This is a genomic window from Mesorhizobium sp. Cs1299R1N3, from assembly GCF_037179625.1.
Taxonomy (GTDB): Bacteria; Pseudomonadota; Alphaproteobacteria; order Rhizobiales; family Rhizobiaceae; genus Mesorhizobium; species Mesorhizobium salmacidum.
Window position 1 is genome coordinate 134,044 of the sequence record NZ_JAPYKQ010000010.1, and the last position, 20,960, is coordinate 155,003.

General features: G+C 63.3%; 21 protein-coding genes and 1 pseudogene. 8 read left to right on the forward strand and 14 right to left on the reverse strand.

Features of this window, described 5'->3' with window-relative positions; all coding sequences use genetic code 11:
* Positions 1–49: 49 nt before the first annotated feature.
* The 10 genes from O7B34_RS21280 to O7B34_RS21325 all read right to left on the reverse strand — a co-directional run bounded on the left by O7B34_RS21280 (position 50) and on the right by O7B34_RS21325 (position 9,935).
* Positions 50–1,177 carry an S-(hydroxymethyl)glutathione dehydrogenase/class III alcohol dehydrogenase gene (locus O7B34_RS21280; protein ID WP_337147918.1) on the reverse strand — a complete coding sequence of 376 codons (1,128 nt, stop codon included), beginning with the start codon at positions 1,175–1,177 and terminating at the stop codon, positions 50–52.
* Between the two features lie 54 nt (positions 1,178–1,231).
* Positions 1,232–2,230, reverse strand: coding sequence for an SRPBCC family protein (locus O7B34_RS21285; RefSeq protein ID WP_337147920.1), 999 nt, complete (start codon positions 2,228–2,230; stop codon positions 1,232–1,234).
* Positions 2,231–2,278: 48 nt separating this feature from the next.
* Positions 2,279–2,992 (reverse strand): ABC transporter ATP-binding protein, encoded by a 714-nt coding sequence (locus O7B34_RS21290; RefSeq protein ID WP_337147921.1) that lies wholly within the window; start codon positions 2,990–2,992, stop codon positions 2,279–2,281.
* Positions 2,985–3,716: an ABC transporter ATP-binding protein gene (locus O7B34_RS21295; protein WP_337147922.1), complete on the reverse strand. Its 732-nt coding sequence runs from the start codon at positions 3,714–3,716 to the stop codon at positions 2,985–2,987. The genes O7B34_RS21290 and O7B34_RS21295 overlap by 8 nt, the downstream gene beginning before the upstream one ends.
* A complete protein-coding gene (locus O7B34_RS21300) occupies positions 3,713–4,681 on the reverse strand; it encodes a branched-chain amino acid ABC transporter permease (RefSeq protein ID WP_337147923.1) in 969 nt (322 codons plus the stop codon). The genes O7B34_RS21295 and O7B34_RS21300 overlap by 4 nt, the downstream gene beginning before the upstream one ends.
* Complete coding sequence (locus O7B34_RS21305) at positions 4,681–5,547, reverse strand: branched-chain amino acid ABC transporter permease (protein ID WP_337147925.1); 867 nt, start codon at positions 5,545–5,547, stop codon at positions 4,681–4,683. Before O7B34_RS21305 ends, O7B34_RS21300 begins: the two co-directional genes overlap by 1 nt.
* Before the next feature lie 66 nt (positions 5,548–5,613).
* Positions 5,614–6,825 carry an amino acid ABC transporter substrate-binding protein gene (locus O7B34_RS21310; RefSeq protein ID WP_337147926.1) on the reverse strand — a complete coding sequence of 404 codons (1,212 nt, stop codon included), beginning with the start codon at positions 6,823–6,825 and terminating at the stop codon, positions 5,614–5,616.
* A gap of 325 nt (positions 6,826–7,150) precedes the next feature.
* A complete protein-coding gene (locus tag O7B34_RS21315; protein ID WP_337147927.1) occupies positions 7,151–8,413 on the reverse strand; it encodes an NAD(P)/FAD-dependent oxidoreductase in 1,263 nt (420 codons plus the stop codon).
* Positions 8,414–8,429: 16 nt separating this feature from the next.
* Positions 8,430–8,747, reverse strand: coding sequence for a 2Fe-2S iron-sulfur cluster-binding protein (locus O7B34_RS21320; protein ID WP_337147928.1), 318 nt, complete (start codon positions 8,745–8,747; stop codon positions 8,430–8,432).
* A gap of 12 nt (positions 8,748–8,759) precedes the next feature.
* Positions 8,760–9,935 (reverse strand): cytochrome P450, encoded by a 1,176-nt coding sequence (locus O7B34_RS21325; RefSeq protein ID WP_337147929.1) that lies wholly within the window; start codon positions 9,933–9,935, stop codon positions 8,760–8,762.
* 101 nt (positions 9,936–10,036) lie between these two features.
* Between O7B34_RS21325 and O7B34_RS21330 the strand changes: the two genes are divergently transcribed.
* A complete protein-coding gene (locus O7B34_RS21330) occupies positions 10,037–10,987 on the forward strand; it encodes a LysR family transcriptional regulator (RefSeq protein WP_337147930.1) in 951 nt (316 codons plus the stop codon).
* A gap of 87 nt (positions 10,988–11,074) precedes the next feature.
* Here the strand turns inward: O7B34_RS21330 and O7B34_RS21335 are convergent, their stop codons facing one another.
* Together O7B34_RS21335 and O7B34_RS21340 are read right to left on the reverse strand one after the other, a co-directional pair.
* On the reverse strand, positions 11,075–11,617 hold the full coding sequence (locus tag O7B34_RS21335; RefSeq protein WP_337147931.1) for a cupin domain-containing protein: 543 nt from the start codon (positions 11,615–11,617) through the stop codon (positions 11,075–11,077).
* Positions 11,618–11,679: 62 nt separating this feature from the next.
* A complete protein-coding gene (locus O7B34_RS21340) occupies positions 11,680–12,801 on the reverse strand; it encodes an alcohol dehydrogenase catalytic domain-containing protein (protein ID WP_337147932.1) in 1,122 nt (373 codons plus the stop codon).
* Between the two features lie 284 nt (positions 12,802–13,085).
* Between O7B34_RS21340 and O7B34_RS21345 the strand changes: the two genes are divergently transcribed.
* The 6 genes and pseudogenes from O7B34_RS21345 (at position 13,086) to O7B34_RS21370 (ending at position 18,623) form a co-directional block, all read left to right on the forward strand.
* Positions 13,086–13,940, forward strand: a complete 855-nt coding sequence (locus O7B34_RS21345; protein WP_337147933.1) for a fumarylacetoacetate hydrolase family protein — start codon at positions 13,086–13,088, stop codon at positions 13,938–13,940.
* Positions 13,941–14,031: 91 nt separating this feature from the next.
* The gene (locus tag O7B34_RS21350) at positions 14,032–14,931 is read left to right on the forward strand and encodes a VOC family protein (protein ID WP_337147934.1); all 900 of its coding nucleotides are present in this window, start codon (positions 14,032–14,034) and stop codon (positions 14,929–14,931) included.
* A gap of 100 nt (positions 14,932–15,031) precedes the next feature.
* A complete protein-coding gene (locus O7B34_RS21355) occupies positions 15,032–15,913 on the forward strand; it encodes an alpha/beta hydrolase (RefSeq protein WP_337147935.1) in 882 nt (293 codons plus the stop codon).
* Between the two features lie 30 nt (positions 15,914–15,943).
* Positions 15,944–16,981: an Ldh family oxidoreductase gene (locus tag O7B34_RS21360; protein ID WP_337147936.1), complete on the forward strand. Its 1,038-nt coding sequence runs from the start codon at positions 15,944–15,946 to the stop codon at positions 16,979–16,981.
* 72 nt (positions 16,982–17,053) lie between these two features.
* Positions 17,054–17,587: pseudogene (locus tag O7B34_RS21365) on the forward strand (FAD-dependent monooxygenase); the annotation flags it as partial.
* 58 nt (positions 17,588–17,645) lie between these two features.
* The gene (locus O7B34_RS21370; protein WP_337147937.1) at positions 17,646–18,623 is read left to right on the forward strand and encodes an FAD-dependent monooxygenase; all 978 of its coding nucleotides are present in this window, start codon (positions 17,646–17,648) and stop codon (positions 18,621–18,623) included.
* Here the strand turns inward: O7B34_RS21370 and O7B34_RS21375 are convergent.
* Together O7B34_RS21375 and O7B34_RS21380 are read right to left on the reverse strand one after the other, a co-directional pair.
* Positions 18,620–19,240, reverse strand: coding sequence for a TetR/AcrR family transcriptional regulator (locus O7B34_RS21375; protein ID WP_337147938.1), 621 nt, complete (start codon positions 19,238–19,240; stop codon positions 18,620–18,622). The two genes, O7B34_RS21370 and O7B34_RS21375, sit on opposite strands and share 4 nt — an antisense overlap.
* Before the next feature lie 58 nt (positions 19,241–19,298).
* Entirely contained in the window at positions 19,299–19,655 is a 357-nt protein-coding gene (locus O7B34_RS21380) for a DoxX family protein (protein ID WP_337147939.1), read from the reverse strand.
* A 183-nt stretch (positions 19,656–19,838) separates the two neighbouring features.
* On the opposite strand from O7B34_RS21380, the gene O7B34_RS21385 reads away from it, so the two are divergent.
* Positions 19,839–20,948 (forward strand): alcohol dehydrogenase catalytic domain-containing protein, encoded by a 1,110-nt coding sequence (locus O7B34_RS21385; protein WP_337147941.1) that lies wholly within the window; start codon positions 19,839–19,841, stop codon positions 20,946–20,948.
* Positions 20,949–20,960 lie beyond the last annotated feature (12 nt).

The following is a 20,960-nucleotide window of genomic DNA, read 5'->3' on the forward strand; positions in this document are numbered from 1 at the left end:
ATGCGGGACGGCAGCATCATCGTCGCCGCGAATCCGCTCCGCGCCGTCTTCAGTAAACCACGACACTCCGGATCGACTTGCCCTCGTGCATGAGGTCGAATCCCCTGTTGATGTCCTCGAGCTTCAGCGTGTGGGTGATCATCGGGTCGATCTGGATCTTGGCGTCCATGTACCAGTCGACGATCTTCGGCACGTCTGTGCGACCGCGTGCGCCGCCGAAGGCGGTGCCCATCCAACTGCGGCCGGTGACCAACTGGAAAGGCCGTGTCGAAATCTCCTGGCCGGCGCCGGCGACGCCGATGACGACCGACTTGCCCCAACCGCGATGCGAAGCCTCCAGCGCCTGGCGCATCACCTTGGTATTGCCGGTGCAGTCGAACGTGTAGTCGGCGCCGCCGATCTGGTCGGCACCGCGCTTGGTCATGTTGACGAGGTGGGGGACGATGTCGCCTTCGATCTCCTTCGGATTGACGAAATGCGTCATGCCGAATCGCTCGCCCCATTCCTTCTTGTCGTTGTTCAAATCGACGCCGATGATCATGTCGGCGCCGGCAAGCTTCAGGCCCTGGATGACATTGAGGCCAATGCCGCCGAGGCCGAAGACCACTGATGTCGCGCCCTGTTCGACCTTGGCGGTGTTGATGACCGCGCCGATGCCTGTCGTGACGCCGCAACCGATGTAGCAGATCTTGTCGAAGGGGGCGTCGGGATTGACCTTGGCCACCGCGATCTCAGGCAACACGGTGAAGTTCGAAAAGGTCGAGCAGCCCATATAATGGAAGATCTTGTCCTTGCCGATCGAGAAGCGCGACGAGCCGTCCGGCATCACGCCCTGTCCCTGCGTGGCGCGGATCGCCGTGCACAGATTGGTTTTGCGCGACAGACATGACGGGCATTGCCGGCATTCGGGCGTATAGAGCGGGATGACATGGTCGCCCTTCTTCAACGACGTCACGCCCTTGCCGACATCGACGACGACGCCGGCGCCCTCATGGCCGAGAATGGCCGGGAAGATGCCTTCGGGATCGGCGCCCGACAGCGTGAATTCATCGGTGTGGCAGATGCCGGTCGCCTTGATCTCGACCAGTACCTCGCCATCGCGCGGTCCCTCGAGGTCGACCTCCATGATCTCCAGCGGCTTTCCGGCGGCGACGGCGACTGCGGCACGCGTTTTCATGCGTATTCTCCAAATCTCGATCGGACTCGGCCTACCGGTGGCAGGCGATATCTCCTAGGCAGCGGCCTTTGCCAGCTTCACCTTGTGCCAGGCAATGATGTCCATCAGCTCCGGCGAAAATGCATCATAGGCGGGGATAGCCGCATGGCCGAGCGCGGCGCGCACGCTTGCCATGCCGGTCGCCGGCGTCCCGGTCTCCACCAGGGAGGACACGAAGGCAGCGAATTCGATCTTCGGCTTATAGCCGTCGATCGCCAGTTCCGGGTGCACGAATTCGAGGCCGTAGAAATGGTGATCCGGATCCGACACCGTGCCGACCAAATGCGTCGCGCAGGCCTTGCAGCGCTGGCGCTCGATCTTCTGCGTCGCGTCCACTGCCTCAAGCTTGTCGCGCCGTGCCACGACCGAGACGCTGCCGGCCGGGACGACGGCGATCTGTGCGAAGGCGGCACCGGCAGGTTTCCAGCATTTCGAACAGCCGCACAGATGGTTGTGAGCCACGGCCTGGTTGACCTCGATCTCCACCGGCTCGCTGGCACATCCGCAACGCGCCGTGAATGCTCCGGCCGGCGGGGCCGATGCGTCCCGGTCGACAGCCGGATGCAGCAGGGCCGTCTCGCCGCGCAACGCCTCTGCCCTCGCCTTCAGCGCGTGGTTCAGGGCGTGATAGGCCGTGCGCAGATTGGTATCGATGCTGGGCCAGCGCTCGTCGGCCATAGGCCCGTCGAAGATCTCATTGTGGCGCACCCGCGTGCCGCCATTTGCGTTCGGTTCCAGAATGAAGATGTGCTCGGCGCTGAACACACCGCCCGGCGCCTGGCTCAGCCAGCGCAGCTCGCGCGCTCCAACGATCCGGGTGATTGTCGGATTAACCTCGCGCTCGGGAACGTTGGGCTGCCGCAGCGTGCCCGTGACCTTTTGTCCGACCGTCGTGCGCCCGCGCAGTGCGGGCAGAGCCGGGTTCCATTCCGGATAACACTCGATGTCGTCGAGCACGGCCCACACTGTCTGCGGCGGCGCATCGATGACGATCTCGGTTTCAAGCAAGCGCATGGGACATCCTCTTTTCTGGGCAGCTTCTGACTGGTGACGTGGGTGCCATTAATGGGCGGCGCCGAGATAGGCACTCATGACCTTCGGATCGCTGAGCAGATTGGACGCCGTATCTTCCCCGGTTATCCTGCCGGTCTCGATCAGGTAGCCGCGCGCCGCCGTCTTGAGGCTGAGGCGCGCGTTCTGCTCGACGAGCAGGATGCCGAAACCTTCGGCGGCGATCGTAGCCAACGATTTGAAGAGATCCTTGGACAACAGCGGCGAAAGCCCCAGCGAAGGTTCATCGAGCATCAGGATCTCCGGCTTCGACATCAGCGCCCTGCCGATCGCGACCATCTGCTGCTCGCCGCCGGACATGGTCTGCGCCAGCTGGCCGCGGCGCTCGGCCAGACGCGGAAACAAGCCGTAGACGAAATCGATCATCCTGCCGGCATCGAGCTTCGCCCGTCTGGCATGGCTTCCAAGCCGCAGGTTTTCGGCCACGGTGAGCTCACCGAAGATGCCGCGGCCCTCGGGCACCAGCGCCACCCCTTCCTCGACCATGAGGTGGGCTTCGACCCTCGTGACATCCTTGCCGTTGATGACGATCCTGGTGCCTGGCTCCGTCCCCACCAGTCCCGCGATGGCCGCGAGCAGGCTCGACTTCCCGGCGCCGTTAGCGCCGAGGATGACGCAGATTTCACCCTTCGAAACATGCGCGGAGACGCCTTCGAGCGCGACGTGGCGGCCGTAGCGGACGCCAAGATTTGAGACCTCAAGCATCGTCGTCTCCCAGATAGGCGCGCACCACCTCCGGATCGGCCAGGACATGGGCCGAGGTGCCGTCGGCGATCTTGACGCCGGAACTCATCACGACGCAGCGCCCACAGAGCGAGCGGATGGCGTCCATCACATGCTCGACCATGATGATCGTCCGGCCCTGGGCGCTGATTTCGCTGATCAGTTCGATACCGATCCTGAGCTCGCTCGGATTGAGGCCGGCGAGCCATTCGTCGAGCAGAAGCACGTGAGGGTTGCCGGCAAGGGCGCGGGCGAGCTCGATCCGCTTCTGGTCGATATAGGTCATTGCCGTGACGGGCTGCTCCTCGCGCCCCTTCAGCCCCACCCGCTCGAGAAGCTCATAGGCGAGCGAGCGAGCCTCTCCGCCCCAGAGCCTGTTGTGCCCAAAGACGGCGCCGGCGACGACGTTCTCCACCGCGCTCATCGACGGCAGGACGCGCACCAGCTGGAAGGTCCGGGCGACACCGATCCGGGATATCCTGTGCACCGGCAGGCCACCGATCGGTTGGCCTGACAGTCGGATGCTTCCCGATGTCGGCGACAGCGCGCCCGAGATCAGGTTGAGCATGGTGGTCTTGCCCGAACCGTTCGGGCCGATCAGCCCGAGCAGCTCGCCCTGGCCAACCTCGAAGCTCACGTCGTTCACCGCGACGAGACCGCCGAAAGTCTTGCGCGCACGTTCTATGCTCAGCAGCGGCACGCTCATCTGACCTCCTCCGCTGTCTTTGCCAGCAGGCCGCTTTCGGTGGAGCGGCGGGCATGAAACAGCGCCTCGAGCCGGCCCGTGACGCCGTCAGGAAGCACATAGACGATCGCCAGGAAGGCGATGCCGACGATCACCGCCGTCTGGTTTGGAAAGTTGCTGGATATGAAGTCCATGATCAGGGTGAAAGGGACGACACCGACCAGCGGCCCCCAGAGGCGTCGCGTGCCGCCGAGCATCGGCATAATGACGACCATGAAGGAGGTCATTGGATTGAAGGCGGCGTCCGGCGTGATGTAGGAGTAGCGGGGCGCCATGATCGCGCCGGCAACGGCGATGAAAGACCCTGAGATCGCGAACAGGATAATCCTGGCGCGCGCGGTGTTGACGCCGACATGGCGCGCCACAGCCTCGTCATTTCCGATGATGCGCAGAGCCAGACCCAGCCTAGACCTGTTGACGAGCCAGCCGGTGATGAAAACGACCACCGTCAGCGCGAGCAGCATCCAGTAGAGATGCGTTTCGGTGAGGTCGGTGAAGACATAGAGCCCAATCGCACCACCGAAATTGGTCTGCACCCAGGTGACGATCTGGCCGATGAGTTCGGCAAGGCCGAGGGTGAAGATCACGAAATAGACGCCCGAGAGCCGCAAGGTCGCCAGGCCGACCAGCAGGGCCAGCACGGCGCCCGCCGCGATCGCGATGAGGATCAGCACCGGGAAAGGCAGGACGTCGATGAAGATCGCGACGGCATAGGTGCCGACGCCGAAGAAAGCAGCGCTTGCCAGCGAAACCAGGTGGGTGGGGCCCGAAAACAGCGCCCATGCCGTGCACATGGCGGCAGAGAGCATGATGTTGACACCGATGGTGAGCCAGAACCCTTCCGTCACCACCGGCAGAAGGGCGAGCACGGCCGCGCCGGCGAGGCCGGCGCCGAGAGCGAGGAATTCGTTGCGCGGGATGTTCATCAGGCCGGCCGCTTTCCGAAGATGCCCTGCGGCCGGAACAGCAGGACGAGGATGAAGAGGGCGTAGTTGGCGGCAAGTGTCAGTCCCGGATCGAGGAGGCTGGCCACGGCGGTCTCGGTCATGCCCAGGACAAGAGCCGCCAGAACGGCGCCGCGAATATCGCCGACCCCACCCATGATGACGATGATCAGCGCCTTCATGGTGAAGACCACGCCCATCGAGGTGTTGAAGGTGTAGAAGGTCGAGAGCAGCGTGCCGGCGCAGGCGGTGATCGTTCCCCCCAGCGCAAAAGCGAAGGCGGCGGTCTTGCGCACGTCGATCGCCACCAGCCGTGCGGCGCGCGGATCGACGGCGACCGCGCGAACCGCCGTGCCGCGGTCGGTACGATAGAGAAAGATATAGAGCGCCACGGCAATGACGGCGGCCGCGACGAAGGCGACGACCCGGTTTAGGCCGAAGGAATTGCCCATGATCGTGAATGGCCGGGCGAGGAATTCATAGTTGAAGTAGTCGCCGCCGAAGAGCAGGAGCATCAGTCCCTGGAACAGGAACAGCAGCCCGAACGTCGCGAGGATGGAATCGACCTCGAGCATGCCGCGGTTCTTGGCCCGCTTGACCAGCGGCTGCATCAGCCAGACGTAGATCAGCCAGTTGACGACGAAGGCGACGGGCCCGATCACCAGCAGGCCGAGCAGCGGATTGATGCCGAGCCCGGTGTAGAGCCAGAAGGTGACGAAACACGCGGCGACGAGGGTCTCGCCATTGGCAAGGTTCATGATGCGCGCAACGCCGTACTGGAGCGTGAGTCCGAGCGCGATGAGCGTGTAGGTGCCCCCAAGGAGCAGGCCGGTTAAGAGGATCTGCATTGGTCGACTGTGCTCGCGGTTCCAGACCCGGCGTCACGAGGACGCCGGGCAAAGGGGAGGATCATGTCAGTTGGCAGGCCAGGCCGGCTTGAGCACGGGCTGCTGGGCGCCCTGGAGGTTGCCGGTGGCCCTGACACCGTGGACGACGCCACCGCTCCACTGGCCGACGGTCCAGTTGTTGTTGTTGATGTTGTCTTCGAAGTGGACGTCGCCGAGAACGGTCTTGAAAGTGCCCGTCTGGATCTCCTTGTTGAGCGCCATCTTGTCGAGACTGCCGACCCGCTCGACAGCCTGCTGCAGGATCTCCAGGCTGGCATAGGCGACGGGGCTTGCCCACCAGTCGGCCTCCTGGCCGGTCGCCTCCAGGTGCTCCTTGCGATAGGCCTGGAACACCGGATCGCCGGCATTGACGCCGCCCATGATCAGGATGCCGTTTGCGGCGGCCCCGAAGCGCTTTCCATAGGCGTCGAGATTGCCGCCGACGCTGACGAAGAACGCCTTGGGGTCGAACTTCTGCAGCTGAGCCTGCTCGGTCAGCGCGAAGCTGTCGGGCGGGTAGGAATAGGCGACGAAGGCATCGGCGTTCGCCGCCTTGGCGCCGGCGATCACCGGGGCGAGATCCTGGTTGCCGAGCGGATAGGAGGATTCGTAGACGATGTCGAAGCCTGCCTGCTTGAGCGCCGGCTTGCCGGTCTTGATCATCTCGAGGCCGAAAGCATCGGAGACGTTGACGACGGCAACCTTGTTGCCGATCATCTTGCCGGTGTCGTGCAGGTCCTTGAGCGTGCCGACGATACCGTCGGCAATGCCCTGCGCCGGACCGAGCAGCCAAAAGGTGTTCGGCCAGCGCTTGACGAACTTGTCGAGATCGTTGGCGTTGCCCGTCGAGACGATCTGTGGGTAGCCATATTTGGCGATCAGCGGGGCGGTCGCCAGGTTGAGGCCGGTCGAATAGGGCGGGATGATCAGGTCAACCTTGTCCTGAGTGGCGAGGCGCTGAATGTTCTTGACCGCCTCTTCGGGTGTCGACTTGTCGTCATATTCGACAATCTCGATCGGCCGCTTCCGGTCACCGACCTTGAGGCCGCCGGACTTGTTCACCTTGTCGACCCACAGCTTGATGTTCGGCCAAAGCACGCCTGCCGCGCCGCCCGAGAGGGGTCCGGTCTTGGAGGCGCTGACACCGATCCTGACCGGTTCTTCCGCGATGGCGGCACTGAAACTGGCGAGCGCCAGCCCAGCCGAAAGCATGAGCACGTTGAAACTGCGTCGCAACATCGAAAGTCCTCCCGGTTGTGGTTGCTTTGGACGCTCCCCTCGCCTCGCCCTTGCGAGACCGAGTGGATCGGCCGATCCCTTGCGATATTGCCCAGCTCCTCTTTCCTCCGCGGCTCAGCAATTTCGTAAATATGTGTATTTTCGTTATTTCTGCATGTGGACGATTTTTTTTCAAGACGAGGCCGGCATATCCTTGCCCGCTTCACCTCGGAGCGACTTCTGCTTTTTCATTTAGATACTTTATGGTATGCAAATACCTGTCGGAATGTCAATGTCAAAGGTTTGCTGGACGCGTTGCGCCCTACGCATGCAGATCTGCGGCGCCTCAGGCGGGACTTTTGGCAAGGGTCTCCAAAGCCACGCCCGGATCCAGCACCTGAGCGGGGTCGGGGCTGACTGCGGCGGCGAGCAGGCGCTTTCCAACGAGGTAGTCGCGCGGCGCATTAAGCCCGTCGACGGCCACCAGCCGGTTGTCGCGGAAATACCAGTGCGAACGGCCTGCTCCCTGCCCCCGCCGAACCACCACCGTATCGCCGGGCCTGGACAGGCCCGCAATCTGCAGCTTGAGGTCGAACTGATCGGACCAGAACCAGGGCTTCGGCTTGTAGGATTGGCGCGCACCCATGATGTTGCGGGCGACAAGATCGGCGCTGTCGATGGCGTTGCCGACGCTTTCCATGCGCAGCCCGCCTTCCGGCAAGGAGAAATTGGCGCAGTCGCCGGCGGCCCAGATGTAGGGGTCGCCGGTGCGGCCGTGGGAATCGACGACGACACCGTTTTCGATGGCGAGGCCGGCCCCGCCGGCAAGTGCCGTTTCCGGCATGCCGCCAATGCCCGCCAGCACGACGTCGGCCGCAATGACGGTGCCGTCTCCAAGCCTGGCCCCGGTGACTCGGTCCGAGCCGAGGAGCTCGCCGACCGCGGCACCCAGATGAAACGACACGCCCCTTGAACGGTGAAGCACTTCGACGGCAGTGGCGGTCTCCGCCGAGGCGACCCGCGCAAGAAGCCGATCGGCGGCTTCAACCACATCCACCGCCATGCCTTTTCCGCGCGCGACGGCGGCGATCTCAAGGCCGATATAGCCGCCTCCGATGACCAGCAGCCTCCCGCCCTTGTCGAAGACCTCACGCAGTCGATCGATGTCGGCCAGGCTACGGATCGTGAAAATGCCTGCCAGCCCCCGCGAGACGGCGTCAGGCAGTATGCGCGCCTTAGACCCGGTCGCCAGCACGAGACGATCGTAGGCAAGCGTGCCGCCGTCGGCGAGACGCAGGCTCCGCTGCGCCCGGTCGATGGCAACGACCCCGGTTCCGAGCCTGAGCGTGATCTGGTTTTTGGCGTACCAGTCCTGAGGCTTCAGTTTCAGCCGGTCCCGCTCGAGTTCACCCAGGAGATAGTCCTTGGAGAGCGGCGGACGCTGGTAGGGAGGATGCGGCTCGTCACCGATCAGGACCAGCGATCCGGCAAAGCCGTTTGCCCGCAATTTCTCGGCGGTTGAAAGACCGGCCTGTCCGGCGCCGACGATCACGACGCTGCTGTCGCTGCCTGGGCTGGCACTGGCGGGATGATCGGCCTCACGATGCATGTCGAGGGACCTGCAATCACGCGGACGGAATGCGGACGGCAACGTTGTCGAGCACGTCGCTGATCTTGATCTGGCAGCTCAGCCGGCTGCCTGCTTCGCGCGGCGCCTCGGCAAAGTCGAGCATGTCGTTTTCATGCTCGCTGATCGGTCCGAGCGCCGACATGATCTGGTCGGGCAACACGACATGACATGTGGCGCAGGCCGCCGAGCCGTTGCATTCGGCAACAATGCCGGGAACGCTGTGCTCAAGCGCGGTTTCCATCAACGAACGGCCGTTGCGGGCCTCGACTGCAAGTTCCTCGCCGCCAGCGAGGAGAAATCTGATCGTCGGCATCAAAACTCTCCTTCAAGCGTCCCAAACGACGGGCATGTGGGTCGGGCCGCGAAACACCCAGCCTCTGACGCGGACGAGCTCGGGGTCCTTGAGCCTCAGGTTGCGCAGCCGCTCGAACACCATCGGCACGGCGATCTGGCTGACCAGCGCCCGCGACACCCATGTGCCGGCGCAGAAATGCGAGCCGGCGCCGAAAGCCAGATGCGACTTCTTCTCGCGAAAGACATCGAACCTTTCGGGATCGCTGAAACGGCGGTCATCATGGTTGGCAGCACCCACGCACAGGCCCACCTGCTCGCCCTCGCGGACCAGCGTTCCCGAAATCTCGACATCGCGGGTCAGGCGACGCGGATACATGCCGATCGGCGAGATCCAGCGCACCGCTTCCTCGAACGCCTGCCCCCAAAGAGATGGCTCGGCACGAACGCGCGCCAGCTGGTCGGGGTTCTGCAGCAGGCCGAGAATCAAGGTTAGGATCGAATCGCGCGGTTCGTTCAGGCCGCCGCCGATCGCGACCTTGATGTTGGCGTAGATCTGCTCGACCGTCTGGCCGGCCTGAAGCATCGAAGACAGCATGGAGGCATTGGGATCGTCGCGATGAAGCGGGAGCATCCTGTCGACGGCGCTCTCCACTCCCTTGGCCGCTTCCTTTGCCTTGCGGGCGATGTCGGGGTTGTGCGAATAGTTACCGGAGCCGTCGATCAGCGATTGGGACCACAACACCATGGTCGGCCAGTCGACGCCTTCGATGCCCAGTATGTCGCAGAGCGCGCGTGCTGCGATGGGTGCCGCCAGGTCCTCGAACAGTTCAGCCTCGCCCTTGTGCTCGATCTGCGAGATGACGTCAGCGCAGATAGCCTGCATCGGCTCGGCCCAGCACCGCTTGACGACACCGGGGCGCAGGCTCGGATCGATCGCCGCTCTCTCGCGGGCGTGGTCCTCGCCGTCCTTGCGCATCAGGTTCGGCCCGATCACCGTGTTCAGCAGCGACTGAGGATTGACCGAGGAGAATGTCTCGGGATCGCGCTCAATGGCCATGATGTCGTCGAAGCGCGTCACCATCATGATGTTGGCCGCCTCGACCTTGACCACAGGCCCGAGATCACGGACGCGCTTGAAGACTGGATATGGATTGGCAAGCAGGTCATCGAACGTAACGTCGTCGACCACTTTCACGGCTTCGGCCATCGGTTCCTCCCTTGCGAGAGAAGAATTAAGAAGATCCTGGTGTATTCAGCAATGCGATGGGTTAGATGTAGGTCATCGAAAATTTGCATGTAGGATCCGCCGTGCTGTCCGACGATCTTTCCCGAATAGACCTCGCCGCCCTGCAGGCACTTGTCGCCGTCCAGAACCGGGCCTCCTTCTCCGATGCCTCAGAGCTTCTGGGTGTCAACCAATCCACTGTCAGCTATGCCATCAAGCGACTCAGAAAGGCCTTCAACGATCCACTGTTCGTGCGCCAGGGCAACGCGATCGTGGCGACCGACAAGGGCGATCAGCTCGCCCAGCAGGCCCGCGTCATCCTCGAACGGATGGAGTCTATCTCCTCGCCGTCAGGGTTTGATCCCGCCATCGCCGAAGGAACGGTGACTGTGTCGTGCAATCACCACGAGCGGATGTTCCTCATTCCGGACTTCCTGCGTCGGGCCCAGAAGGAGGCACCGAACGCTGCGATCCACATTTTCGAGTCGGCCGTCGACGGCAAGCAGCAGCTGAAGGAGAACACCTGCGACATCGTGCTGGGACCGGTCTCGATCTTGGGCGACATCTACTACCGCAGGAAGATGTTTTCCGATCACTATGCCTGCGTCATGGACCCGGCGCACGAGCTGGCGCGGGGCGTATTGACGCTTGAGCGCTACTGCGCCTCGCGACATGTCGCGGTCACCCATAACGGGCGCTGGGAGGCGCTGTATTTCGCCGCGCTGCGCGCAAAAGGGATCGAGCTGGAGCCCGATGTCACCGTCTCCAGCCACGACATACTGGAACGGCTGATACCGGGTTCGAAACTGGTGGCGACGATCCCGTTCAGGCTCGCCAGCCGCCTGTCGGACCGGCTGGCGCTGCGGCCCTTCCCGATGGATGTCTTCATCCAGATCGACATGTACTGGACGGAGCGCACCCATCATTCGGGCCTGCACCGCTGGGCCCGCCAGATCCTGGCCGAGGTCGCCGAGAAGAATCTCAGCGACGACGATCCGCGCAGCCCGAGAAGGGACAAGCGGCAGCCCGCCTGACGAACAGGCATGGCAATGCGGCGCAAGTCGCGGCAAGGACCGGCGGATAGGCTCCCGGCCAAACGCCCCGCCGCGCCGGCTGTCGCTCTACTGTGTCCTTGCGCCGAGCATGACGACCGAAATCGTCACCGGCTCGGAGAAGGGATTGCGCCAGGCATGGCGCGCGCCTTGCTGCACCACGGTGTCCCCCTGCTTGAGTTCGACGGACTTGCCGTCGTCGAGTTCAAGCACGAGCCGGCCCTTGACGACGGTGACGTAGTCGACGGTCGGCGTCTGATGCATGCCGGGATTGTCCATTTCGAAGCGCTCGGCGATGCCGGGCGCGGCCTTGAGGTGCTCCGGGCCCGCCAGTTCCGGCTTCCAGTCGCCCGACATCATCACGCTGTCCGGCGGGAAGGTGATTATCCAGAAGACGGAACCACCGACCGAAGCGAGCATGGTGCCTTCGCTGGCCATCGGGTCGGCTCCACCCACCTTGGTGAGATCCGGCGTGGCGTCGATTGTCCACTGGGGCGAGGAGACGAAGCCTGGAGTGTGCTGGAGCGCCATCTCGCGCGGCGAGGCACCGTCGCTGATGAATACGGATTTGCCTTCGGCGTTCTTGCCGGTGACGACACGGCGGATCTTCATGTGCAGTCCTCCCAAAAAGATCGTAGATACCATCCGGTATCAGAGTACTATAAGGTACGCAATTACGGATGAATGACAAAATTGGAGAAGCCGCCATGGCGCTGCGCAATGCCGGAGATGGCCTCGTTGACCTTCTCCATCGGCGTGGCCTGCGTTTCGAGAAGGTCGAAGCTGACCATGCCGTTCCCGACGAGGTCGGCCATCTCCTGGCCTTCCGCGGTGGTCAGCCATGCCGAGCCGATGAGGCGCTGGTTACGATCCATGAGCGTGTGGACATCGACAGACACCGCGCCCATCACCGCGCCGATATCGACCGCGACGCCGCCTCGGCGCAACGCCTTGAGCCCCGCCAGGAAAGGTTCGTGGGGCGTGCCGGGCCCATTGCAGTCGATGAAGGCGTCGACGCCTTCGCCGTCAGGCGTCTTCGAGCGCGCCCATGCATCAGGCATGCCGTCGTCCAGCGAATGCGTCTCGATGATGCCAGGCGCCAGGGCTTCGATTTCCTTGAGCAGCTTGCGGTCGCGGCCGGTGCCGAGGATTTTCTTCACGCCGAAGACCGGGCCGAAGAGAGCAATGGAGATGCCGAGCGTCCCGGAAATGCCGTTGACCAGCAGCGTGTCGCCAGGCCCGACCCGCGCCTTCTTCAGAGCCGAGTAGCCGGTGCCCATGTAGCCCAGGCGCGCGGCCTGGTCGAAGGCCATATTGTCGGGGAGCGCCACGATCGCCGAGGCGGGTGCTGCCACGTATTGCGAGATGCCGCCGACGGGATAGTCCCCGAAGGTCTGCAGCGCCTCGTGGCTGAAACCGAAATAGCCCTGGAAGGCATAATGGCGGCACGCGATCGTGTCGCCGCGACGACAATGGCGGCAGGTGCCGCAGGAGCGGCCCGGATTGACGTAGACACGATCTCCGGCCTTGAGATTGTGGACCTGGCTGCCGACGGCTGCGATCTCTCCGGCCGGATCCAGCCCAAAGATAGCCGGCAGCGGCGGCTGCGGCATATGGGGGAACCAGGTCGGCCACATTGCCAGAATGTTGGCGAGGTTCGGCACGATGCCGCAGGAGCGAACCCGCACGAGCACATCCATCGAACCGAGCTGCGGAACCGGCACATCCTCGATCTTCAGTTGCCCGCCCACTTCATGCATGCGCGCGGCCTTCATCGTCACCGGAATTGCTGTCACGTGAATATCTCCCTTTCACTCAAGCCAGCACGGCCGAATGGATCGGCCGCTGGCGGGCCTCCTCCCGAGGCACAGACCTAGCTCTCATATTTTTTTCGAAATATCAATCGTTTTTCGTAAACTCATCGTGGTCGCTGAGAGCGTATGACGAGCACAGAGGCTTCAGTCTGGCCGCTTCGGGCAAAAATCCACGTTTCGGCCACCAAACGACTCTCGCCCAACGACTTGCTTATTTTCGAAAATTCGTTTTAGTCGAAGACGCGTTTCGAGTAAGGGAGGTCCTGGTGAAATTTGCTTCCTTCGTTGACAGCTCCGGCCCCGGCTATGGAATCGTCGACGGTGACAGTATCCTGCGGCTCGATACCGCTGCCGGCGCGCCGCCGGATCTCAGGACCTATATCGGCGACCGTTTTCCCGATCTGAACCCATCCGAAGGCGCCCTCAAGGCCACTCTGCTCTCCGATGTCAGCTTGCTTTCGCCAATTCCCAATCCGGGCAAGATCTTCTGCATCGCCACCAATTTTCACGAGGAGGGCAAGGCTGCGCCGCAATATCCGCTCCTGTTCATGCGCCATGCCGAGGCGCAGACCGGGGATCGCGGCGCCATCCTCAAGCCTGGTGTGTCGGACAAGCTTGATTTCGAGGGCGAGCTCGCGGTGATCATCGGCCGTCGCGCGCACAGAGTGACCCCAGCCGACGCGATGGCCCATGTCGCAGGCTATGCCTGCTTCAACGAAGGCAGCGTCCGCGACTGGCAGAAACATTCGAGCCAGTTCACACCGGGCAAGAACTTCTACCGTAGCGGCGCATTCGGTCCCTGGATGGTCTGCACGCGCGAGATCCCGGATCCGGCGCGACTGAGGCTGGAGAGCCGGGTCAATGGCGTGGTGAAGCAGCAGATCACGATGGACCAGATGATCTTCGACGTCCCCTGGCTCGTCTCCTACATCTCGACCTTTGCTCCGCTCGATCCGGGCGACGTCATCGTCACTGGCACGCCGTCGGGCTTCGGCGCCAGCCGCAATCCGCCGGAGTTCCTGTTCCCGGGCGACATGGTCGAGATCGATATCCAGGGCATTGGAACACTGCGGAACATAGTCGTGGCCGAAACCTCCAGCCACATCGATATTTCGCAATAATATTGTAATTTCGAAAATCATTGCGCCAGCTCGCCTGTTGATCTAAGAGAGTGGCCAGGGGCCGTGTTGCGGCCGCGAGAGGAGAATGCTGATGCACCTGGTGTTTGGGATCGGCCACATCAAGCTGAATGTCCGCGAGGTCCGGCCGATGGTTCATGACTCGACGGAGATTCTCGGTCTGCGGGTCACCAGGCGGGCGCCAGCCGAGACATGGCTGAGTTCCAATGGCCGCACGGCCGAGCTTGTGCTTATCCAGTCCGATGAGAATTCCTGCCATACGATCGGGCTCGAGGCCATGACCGCAGATGCGGTCGCCGAGGCCGCTTCGCGCGTCGAGGGCGCCGGCTGCCGGATCCTGTCGCGCGGGCCCAGCCTTGCCTGCTGCGATGCCGGCGTCACCTTCGCGACGCCCGAGGGGCTGCGCTTCGAGATCCACACCCCGGCGCGCGACGACATGTACAATCCGCGCTACGCCACTAACGGCATCAAGCCGCGACGGATCGATCATATCAATCTCATCACGCCGGACCCGGTCGCCACAAGGCGGCAACTCACGGACATCTGCGGCATGCAACTGACCGAGCGGATGGTGAACGAGGCGCTCAGCTGGATGCATGGCGGCAACCGCCAGCACCACATTCTCGGTCTGGTGAAAGGTCAGGTCGGGCTTCACCATTACTCGTTCGAGTTCAATCATTTCAGCGACTACTGCCGCCTCGGCGACATTCTCGACGGATTTGATCGCCAGGTCATGTGGGGGCCGGGCCGCCACCGCCCCGGCGACAATACCTACGCCTACTATCTGGATGCCAGCGGCGCCATGGTGGAATGTTCCGGGGCCATGCACACGGTCGCCGACGACGCGCATTTCGTCCCCAACATCATCACCAATCTGGAGCGTCCGGCAAATGTACGCCAGATGAATGTCTGGGGATCGCCCGCTCCGCAGGAATGGCGAGAGCATCATTTTCCGTTCGCCAGGATCGATTGACTGGCGAGGCGCGGCCGCTCGCCGCGCCCGCGCATCGCACGACCAAGGCCAAGTCGAAGCAGCTTCCGCTTGAGCGCGTCGCTGCCCATAGGAGATCGCCATGCAGGAAAGACTGACATTCCAATCGGACGGCCTGAAGCTGTCGGCGGTGCTCCATATCCCGGACACCCACCGCCCCGGAGAGAAGCTGCCGGCCTTCATCGTCTGCCACGGCTTCGTCGGCTCCAAGGACGAATCCCACGCCCAGATCCAGGCGGAGATGATGGAAAAGTTCGGCTACGCCGCGCTGCGCTTCGACTTCCGCTGCTGCGGCGAGAGCGAGGGCGAACGCGCGCAGGTGCGCTGCTTCGACCAGGTCGCCGACGCCAAGAATGCGCTCACCTTCCTCACCAGCCGACCGGAGATCGATGCCAGACGCATCGGCATCACCGGCCATAGCTTCGGCGCCGCCGTCTCGGTCTACACCGCCGGCGTCGACGAACGGGTCGCTTGCGTCATCTCCTCATGCGGCTGGGGACACGGCGAGCGCAAGTTCCGTGGCCAGCACCCGACGCCCGAGGCCTGGGAACGTTTCACGGGCCTGCTGGAGAAGGGGCGCGAGCATAAGCGGCAGACTGGCGAGAGCCTGTGGATCTCACGCTTCGATGCCGTGCCGATCCCGGAGAAGCTGCGCAAGAACCTGTCGCCCAAGGCGATCATGGAAATCCCGACAGAGACGGCATGGAGCATGATGAATTTTCGGGCCGAGGATGTCGTGGCCAACATCGCGCCCCGACCGGCCCTGTTCTTCCACACTGCCGACGACATCATCACGCCGACCGAGCAGTCGATCCGCCTGTTCGAGAAGGCGGGACAGCCGTCGGAGCTAATGCTGATCAGCGGCACCGCCCACTTCCCGCTGGCGCCGGAAGACGCGCCGCGCACCAAGATGATGATCAAGGGCTGGCTCGACAAATTCTTCCCGGCAACGCCCGCAGCCTGAGGTCAAACGGCCAGACCAGGAGACATCCAGATGCCCGTTGCCCAGAAGGCCGAACTCATCGACTTCACGAGCGCGCTGCTCGCAGCCGCCGGCTATACGCCGCACGAGGCAGCCCAGACCGCAGACTTGCTGGTGTGGGCCAACCTGCGCGGCGCGGATTCGCACGGCGTTCTCAGAGTGCCGCGCTATGTCGAGATGATCGAGACCGGCGTCGTGCGCCCCGGCCAGCAGCCGAAAGCGGTGCGGGAATTCGGCGCGACCTGCGTCTTCGACTACGGCAAGGCGCCCGGCGCCGTCGCCATGCAGCATGCGGCCGGAAAGGCGGGCGAGCTGGCGCAGGCCTTGGGGGTCGGCTGGTGCGGCGCCCGCGCCATCTCTCATGCGGGCGCGATCGGCTATTTCACCGCCCATCTCGCGCGCCGCGGCCTGATCGGCATTGTCATGACCGCCTCGAGGCCGTTGATGAGCTATTTCGGCGCCAAGGGCGAGGCGCTTTCGACCAATCCGCTGTCGATCGCCGTACCACGACCTGACGGGGCTGATCCCATCGTGCTCGACATGTCCACGGCCGCCGTAGCGCTGGGCAAGATCATGGCGGCCAAGGATGCCGGCAATCCGATCCCGCTCGGTTGGGCGATCGATGCCAATGGCGCCGAGACAAGCGATCCGCATGCGGTGGCGGCCATCCTGCCGATGGCCGGACCGAAGGGATCGGGGCTATCGCTGATGATCGAGATCCTGTCGAGCGTGCTGGTGGGCAACGCCGTCATCGCGCCGTTCCTGGGCGGCGAGGCGAAGGGCGGCTTCAACGGCCTGGCGCTCGCCATCGACCCAGCGGCCTTCGGCGATGCAGCTGCCTTCCTCTCGGCGGTGGAGGATCTCGCGGCCGCTATTCACAAGCTCGATCCTGTAGCAGGCGCCGATGGCGTGCGACTGCCAGGCGAACGCGGCTTCGAGACCGAGCGCCAGCGCCTTGCCAACGGCATCCCGCTGGCGAACGGCACGGCGAAGAACCTCAAAGAGGCTGCCATGCGGCTGGGGCTCGCCGTGCCGGCTTTCCTCATTTGATGCCGTGAGGCCGACGACTGGCCGTAGCGACGAGAGGATCAGGTGGAAACACAGGTTGAAGCGGACGTCGTCGTGATCGGGCTCGGCCCGGTCGGTATCACGCTGTGCAATCTCCTCGCGGCCGGCGGTGTCCGGGTTGAAGGCCTCGACGCCGCCGAGGACGTTTATGCGCTGCCTCGCGCGATCGGCATGGACCATGAGGTGATGCGCATCTTCCAGAACATCGGCGCGGCCGATGCCGTTGCGACGGCGACAGGGTCTTACCGTCCCTCTGAATATAGGTCGGCCAATGGGACGTTGTTGCGCCGGTTCGAATCCCCCGCCGAACCCTATCCGCTCGCTTGGCCGCCGTATCTGACCTTTCTTCAGCCTGAGCTTGAACGGGTCTTGCGCGCCAATGCCGCGCGGTTCCCCAACCTGACGCTGCGCACGGAAACAGAACTTGTCGGGCTCGACAGACCCGAAAGGCCGGTGCTGACGCTTCGCGACAAGAAAAGCGGCGAACAGACACAGCGCACCCCGCGCTACGTCGTCGCTTGCGACGGCGCCAACAGCTTCATCCGGCGAGGGCTTGGCATTGCGCTGGAGGACCTCGACTTCGACGAACCCTGGTTGGTCATTGACATGATGCTGGAGGACCCGAACGCATCGTTGCCGGAGACCAATGTCCAATTCTGTAATCCCGCGAGCCCCACACACCTATGTTTGCGGGCCGGGCCGGCTGCGACGCTGGGAATTCATGATCCTGCCCGGCGAAGATCCGGCGGAGATCAACTGGCCGGAGCGGATCTGGGAGCTGCTTTCCCCCTGGTCGCGGCCGGACCAGGCAAGGCTCTGGCGCTCGGCGACCTACAATTTCCACGCGCTCGTCGCCGAGCAGTGGCGGGTGGGCAGTGTTTTCCTGGCCGGCGATGCTTGTCACATGATACCGCCGTTTCTGGCGCAGGGAATGGTGCAAGGAATAAAGGACGCGGCCAATCTTGCCTGGAAGCTCATCCATGTGATCGGCGGCGGATCGGAGCGTCTGCTCGACAGCTACGAGGCCGAGCGCAAACCGCTCGTGCGCGAAGTCATCGAAATCACCAAGCGGCTCGGAAAGGTCATCTGCGAGCTCGATCCGGCAAAAGCCAGTGCTCGCGATACCGAGATGCTGGAAGCCATGCGCGCCGGCCGGGGCGTCCAGGTCCGGCAGAACCTCTTTCCGCCGATCCGTCATGGGCTGATCGCCGCCAGCTTCGAAGGGCGACCTGGAGCAGGTGTCGGCGAACCCTGTCCGCAGCCATGGATCGTCGGGCCTTCCGGCCGCATGCGGCTCGATGATTCCCTGCCGCCCGGCTTCCAGTTACTGATTGCCGGCGACATGGACCTGTCCCCCGGCCTTCTCGACAAATCGCGGCAGGCTGGGATTGCCGTTCACCGTATCGCGCAGGAGCGGTCCTATCCCTCGTTCCTCGTGGAAGAGGACCGCGTGCTGGCGGAGTGGCTCAGATTGAGAGGCGCGCGCGCCGTCCTGGTCCGGCCCGATCACGTGGTCTTCGGCCTGGCAGGCGATGCTCGCGAGGCCGAGTTGCTGGTCGATCAGTTGCAAGTCATGCTGGATGCAGCAGCGTCGATGACGTTAGGCGCCGACGCGGTGGCTTAAGCGCGGGCTGCCGGCCGCTTCGCATGCCGATAGAGGTGGGCCTCATGCATCGACGTGAGAGTGGCCCTGACCATTTCACCTGGCGAGTCGTCCTTCATGAAGCTCGACAGGCCGCCATAGATCAACTCGAGGACGACGCCGCCGACATAGAGCGGTTCGATGTCGGATCCACCATAGGCGAAAAGCTTCCCGGACAAGAGTTTGCCCAGCCCCACCCACTGATCCCTGAACAAGCGCAGATGCCGCTCCTCGAGCGTGTTGTCCCGGCGGGCGATCCGCAACAGATCGATGGCCAGCGTTCCCCAGCGCTTGTCCTTCGCACGCTGGTTGGCCCAGTCGCACATGGCATCGATGATCTTCTTTGGATCACTGATGTCATCGAGCAGCTTGGTGAGTTCAACCACGTCACCACCTGCGTGAAGCTCCAGCAATTGCAGGAATATCTCTTCCTTGTTTTCGAAGTTCGAATAGAAGGCGCCCTTCGAATATCCGGCTTCCTCGGCGATACGCTCGATGGTCGCGCCGGAATATCCGTCGCGCGCCACGACTTCGCTCGCCGACATGAGAAGCTTCTCACGTGTCAGAGCCTGGCTCTGCTCGCGCGTCAGTCGCGCCATCTTTGATCCTTCCAAGCCGTGCATCTGGATACTTCTGGTATCCCGAATCGGCCGAAGGTTAGAGTGCCGAAACAACGCAGGCAAGCGCCCAGAAAATTGGGAACTCGGGCCCCATCAGCTGCCAGCGCCAGTGGAGCCCATTTATGCGCACCACCGCGTAGGTGGCCCCCAACAACACGGCGACCGCACAAGCTGCGGCAAGACGCGGATGGATGTTGAACACCAGTCCGATCGTCGCGAGCAGTTCCAGCACGACGGTGACGACGATAAAGAGCTTGCCAGGCTTCAATCCGGCTTTCTCGAAGGTCTGCGTCGCCTTCTCGAAGTTCCTTATCTTCCCGATCAGATGCGGCAGGAACCACACACCGCAGAGGATGCGCAGCAGGTCGATCGGCACAAGGGCTATTTCCGGCATCGATCCCCTCCATAATGGCCTGGCGGACAGATTGCCGGCTTGGCCTCGCGCTCGGATGGCCTGCAATTGCGAGCGCAATTGAAAATCGGCTCTTGCATCATCCAATCCAGATACTATACGGTATCCACAGTCTAAAAGGAATGTCAACGAGGCGTCTCCGTGAAGAGACGGGAGGTTATTGAAATGACGATGATGATGCGGGCGGCGCGACTGCATGCCGTGAACGAACCAATGCGTGTGGAAGAGGTCGCACGGCCCGTGGCGTCCGGCACAGACGTGGTTGTCGAGGTAAAGGCCTGCGGGATGGTCCCCAACCTCGCCAATGTGCTGAACAACTGGGAGACGTGGTATCCACACCAGCCCTTGCCGGTGAAGCCGGCGATCTTCGGCCTCGATCCGGCCGGCGTCGTCGCCGAGGTCGGCGACCAGGTGGTGGCAATCAAGCCCGGCGATCGTGTCTATGTGAATCCGCTGCGTTCGTGCGGCGCATGCCATGCCTGTGCCAGCGGCCACCAGGCAAAGTGCGAGTACTTCACGTTCAACGGCTATTTCGGCTTCAACAGGAACAGCCTCGAAATCTACAAGCGCTATCCGGAAGGCGGGTTCGCGCAGTTCATGCGCGCGCCCCAGAACGCCATCGTCAAGATCCCTGACAACATGTCCTTCCCACAGGCAGCCCGGATGGGCTACCTCGGCACGTCCTATTCCGCGATCAAGAAGTTCGGCATCCCGACGGGCAAGTCGCTCATCATCAACGGCGCGACGGGCACGTTGGGTGTTGGAGCGACCATCTTCGCGCTCGCGATGGGCGTCTCCACGATCTACGCCGTGGCCCGCGGCAAGCCGCTGCTCGAGCGGCTGAAGCGGCTTGCCCCCGACCGGATCCAGACATTCTCTAACCAGGACGGCAGCGTCGCAGACTGGGTCCGCTCGCAGAGCGGCGGCCTTGGCGCGAACTTCATGCTCGACTGCCTCGGCGCGGTCGCCGATGTCAACGCGATGAAGGATGCGATGATGGGCGTCCGGCGTGGCGGCCGGATCGTCAATATCGGCGGCACCGGCAGCGACATGCTCTTCAACACCAAATGGTGGATGGACAATTCGATGGAGCTGATCGGCTCCGCTTGGCTGACCACCGCAGAAGGCATGGAGATCGCCGAGATGGTCCGTACCGGCACGATCGATCTCTCGGTTCTCGAGGCACGGACCTATCCGCTTGAGCGCATCAACGAGGCGATCAATGGCGTTGCCTCCGGCGACGGCGGCTTCACAAACTACGTGCTGGAGCCGTAATCCCGGGGGCGC

What these genes read in the sequence shown, in the direction of transcription:
- O7B34_RS21280 (WP_337147918.1), bottom strand. Translation starts at nt 1,177, where the DNA reads ATGAAAACGCGTGCCGCAGTCGCCGTCGCCGCCGGAAAGCCGCTGGAG.
- O7B34_RS21285 (WP_337147920.1), bottom strand. Translation starts at nt 2,230, where the DNA reads ATGCGCTTGCTTGAAACCGAGATCGTCATCGATGCGCCGCCGCAGACA.
- O7B34_RS21290 (WP_337147921.1), bottom strand. Translation starts at nt 2,992, where the DNA reads ATGCTTGAGGTCTCAAATCTTGGCGTCCGCTACGGCCGCCACGTCGCG.
- O7B34_RS21295 (WP_337147922.1), bottom strand. Translation starts at nt 3,716, where the DNA reads ATGAGCGTGCCGCTGCTGAGCATAGAACGTGCGCGCAAGACTTTCGGC.
- O7B34_RS21300 (WP_337147923.1), bottom strand. Translation starts at nt 4,681, where the DNA reads ATGAACATCCCGCGCAACGAATTCCTCGCTCTCGGCGCCGGCCTCGCC.
- O7B34_RS21305 (WP_337147925.1), bottom strand. Translation starts at nt 5,547, where the DNA reads ATGCAGATCCTCTTAACCGGCCTGCTCCTTGGGGGCACCTACACGCTC.
- O7B34_RS21310 (WP_337147926.1), bottom strand. Translation starts at nt 6,825, where the DNA reads ATGTTGCGACGCAGTTTCAACGTGCTCATGCTTTCGGCTGGGCTGGCG.
- O7B34_RS21315 (WP_337147927.1), bottom strand. Translation starts at nt 8,413, where the DNA reads ATGCATCGTGAGGCCGATCATCCCGCCAGTGCCAGCCCAGGCAGCGAC.
- O7B34_RS21320 (WP_337147928.1), bottom strand. Translation starts at nt 8,747, where the DNA reads ATGCCGACGATCAGATTTCTCCTCGCTGGCGGCGAGGAACTTGCAGTC.
- O7B34_RS21325 (WP_337147929.1), bottom strand. Translation starts at nt 9,935, where the DNA reads ATGGCCGAAGCCGTGAAAGTGGTCGACGACGTTACGTTCGATGACCTG.
- O7B34_RS21335 (WP_337147931.1), bottom strand. Translation starts at nt 11,617, where the DNA reads ATGAAGATCCGCCGTGTCGTCACCGGCAAGAACGCCGAAGGCAAATCC.
- O7B34_RS21350 (WP_337147934.1), top strand. Translation starts at nt 14,032, where the DNA reads ATGCACCTGGTGTTTGGGATCGGCCACATCAAGCTGAATGTCCGCGAG.
- O7B34_RS21355 (WP_337147935.1), top strand. Translation starts at nt 15,032, where the DNA reads ATGCAGGAAAGACTGACATTCCAATCGGACGGCCTGAAGCTGTCGGCG.
- O7B34_RS21360 (WP_337147936.1), top strand. Translation starts at nt 15,944, where the DNA reads ATGCCCGTTGCCCAGAAGGCCGAACTCATCGACTTCACGAGCGCGCTG.
- O7B34_RS21370 (WP_337147937.1), top strand. Translation starts at nt 17,646, where the DNA reads ATGTCCAATTCTGTAATCCCGCGAGCCCCACACACCTATGTTTGCGGG.
- O7B34_RS21375 (WP_337147938.1), bottom strand. Translation starts at nt 19,240, where the DNA reads ATGGCGCGACTGACGCGCGAGCAGAGCCAGGCTCTGACACGTGAGAAG.
- O7B34_RS21380 (WP_337147939.1), bottom strand. Translation starts at nt 19,655, where the DNA reads ATGCCGGAAATAGCCCTTGTGCCGATCGACCTGCTGCGCATCCTCTGC.
- O7B34_RS21385 (WP_337147941.1), top strand. Translation starts at nt 19,839, where the DNA reads ATGACGATGATGATGCGGGCGGCGCGACTGCATGCCGTGAACGAACCA.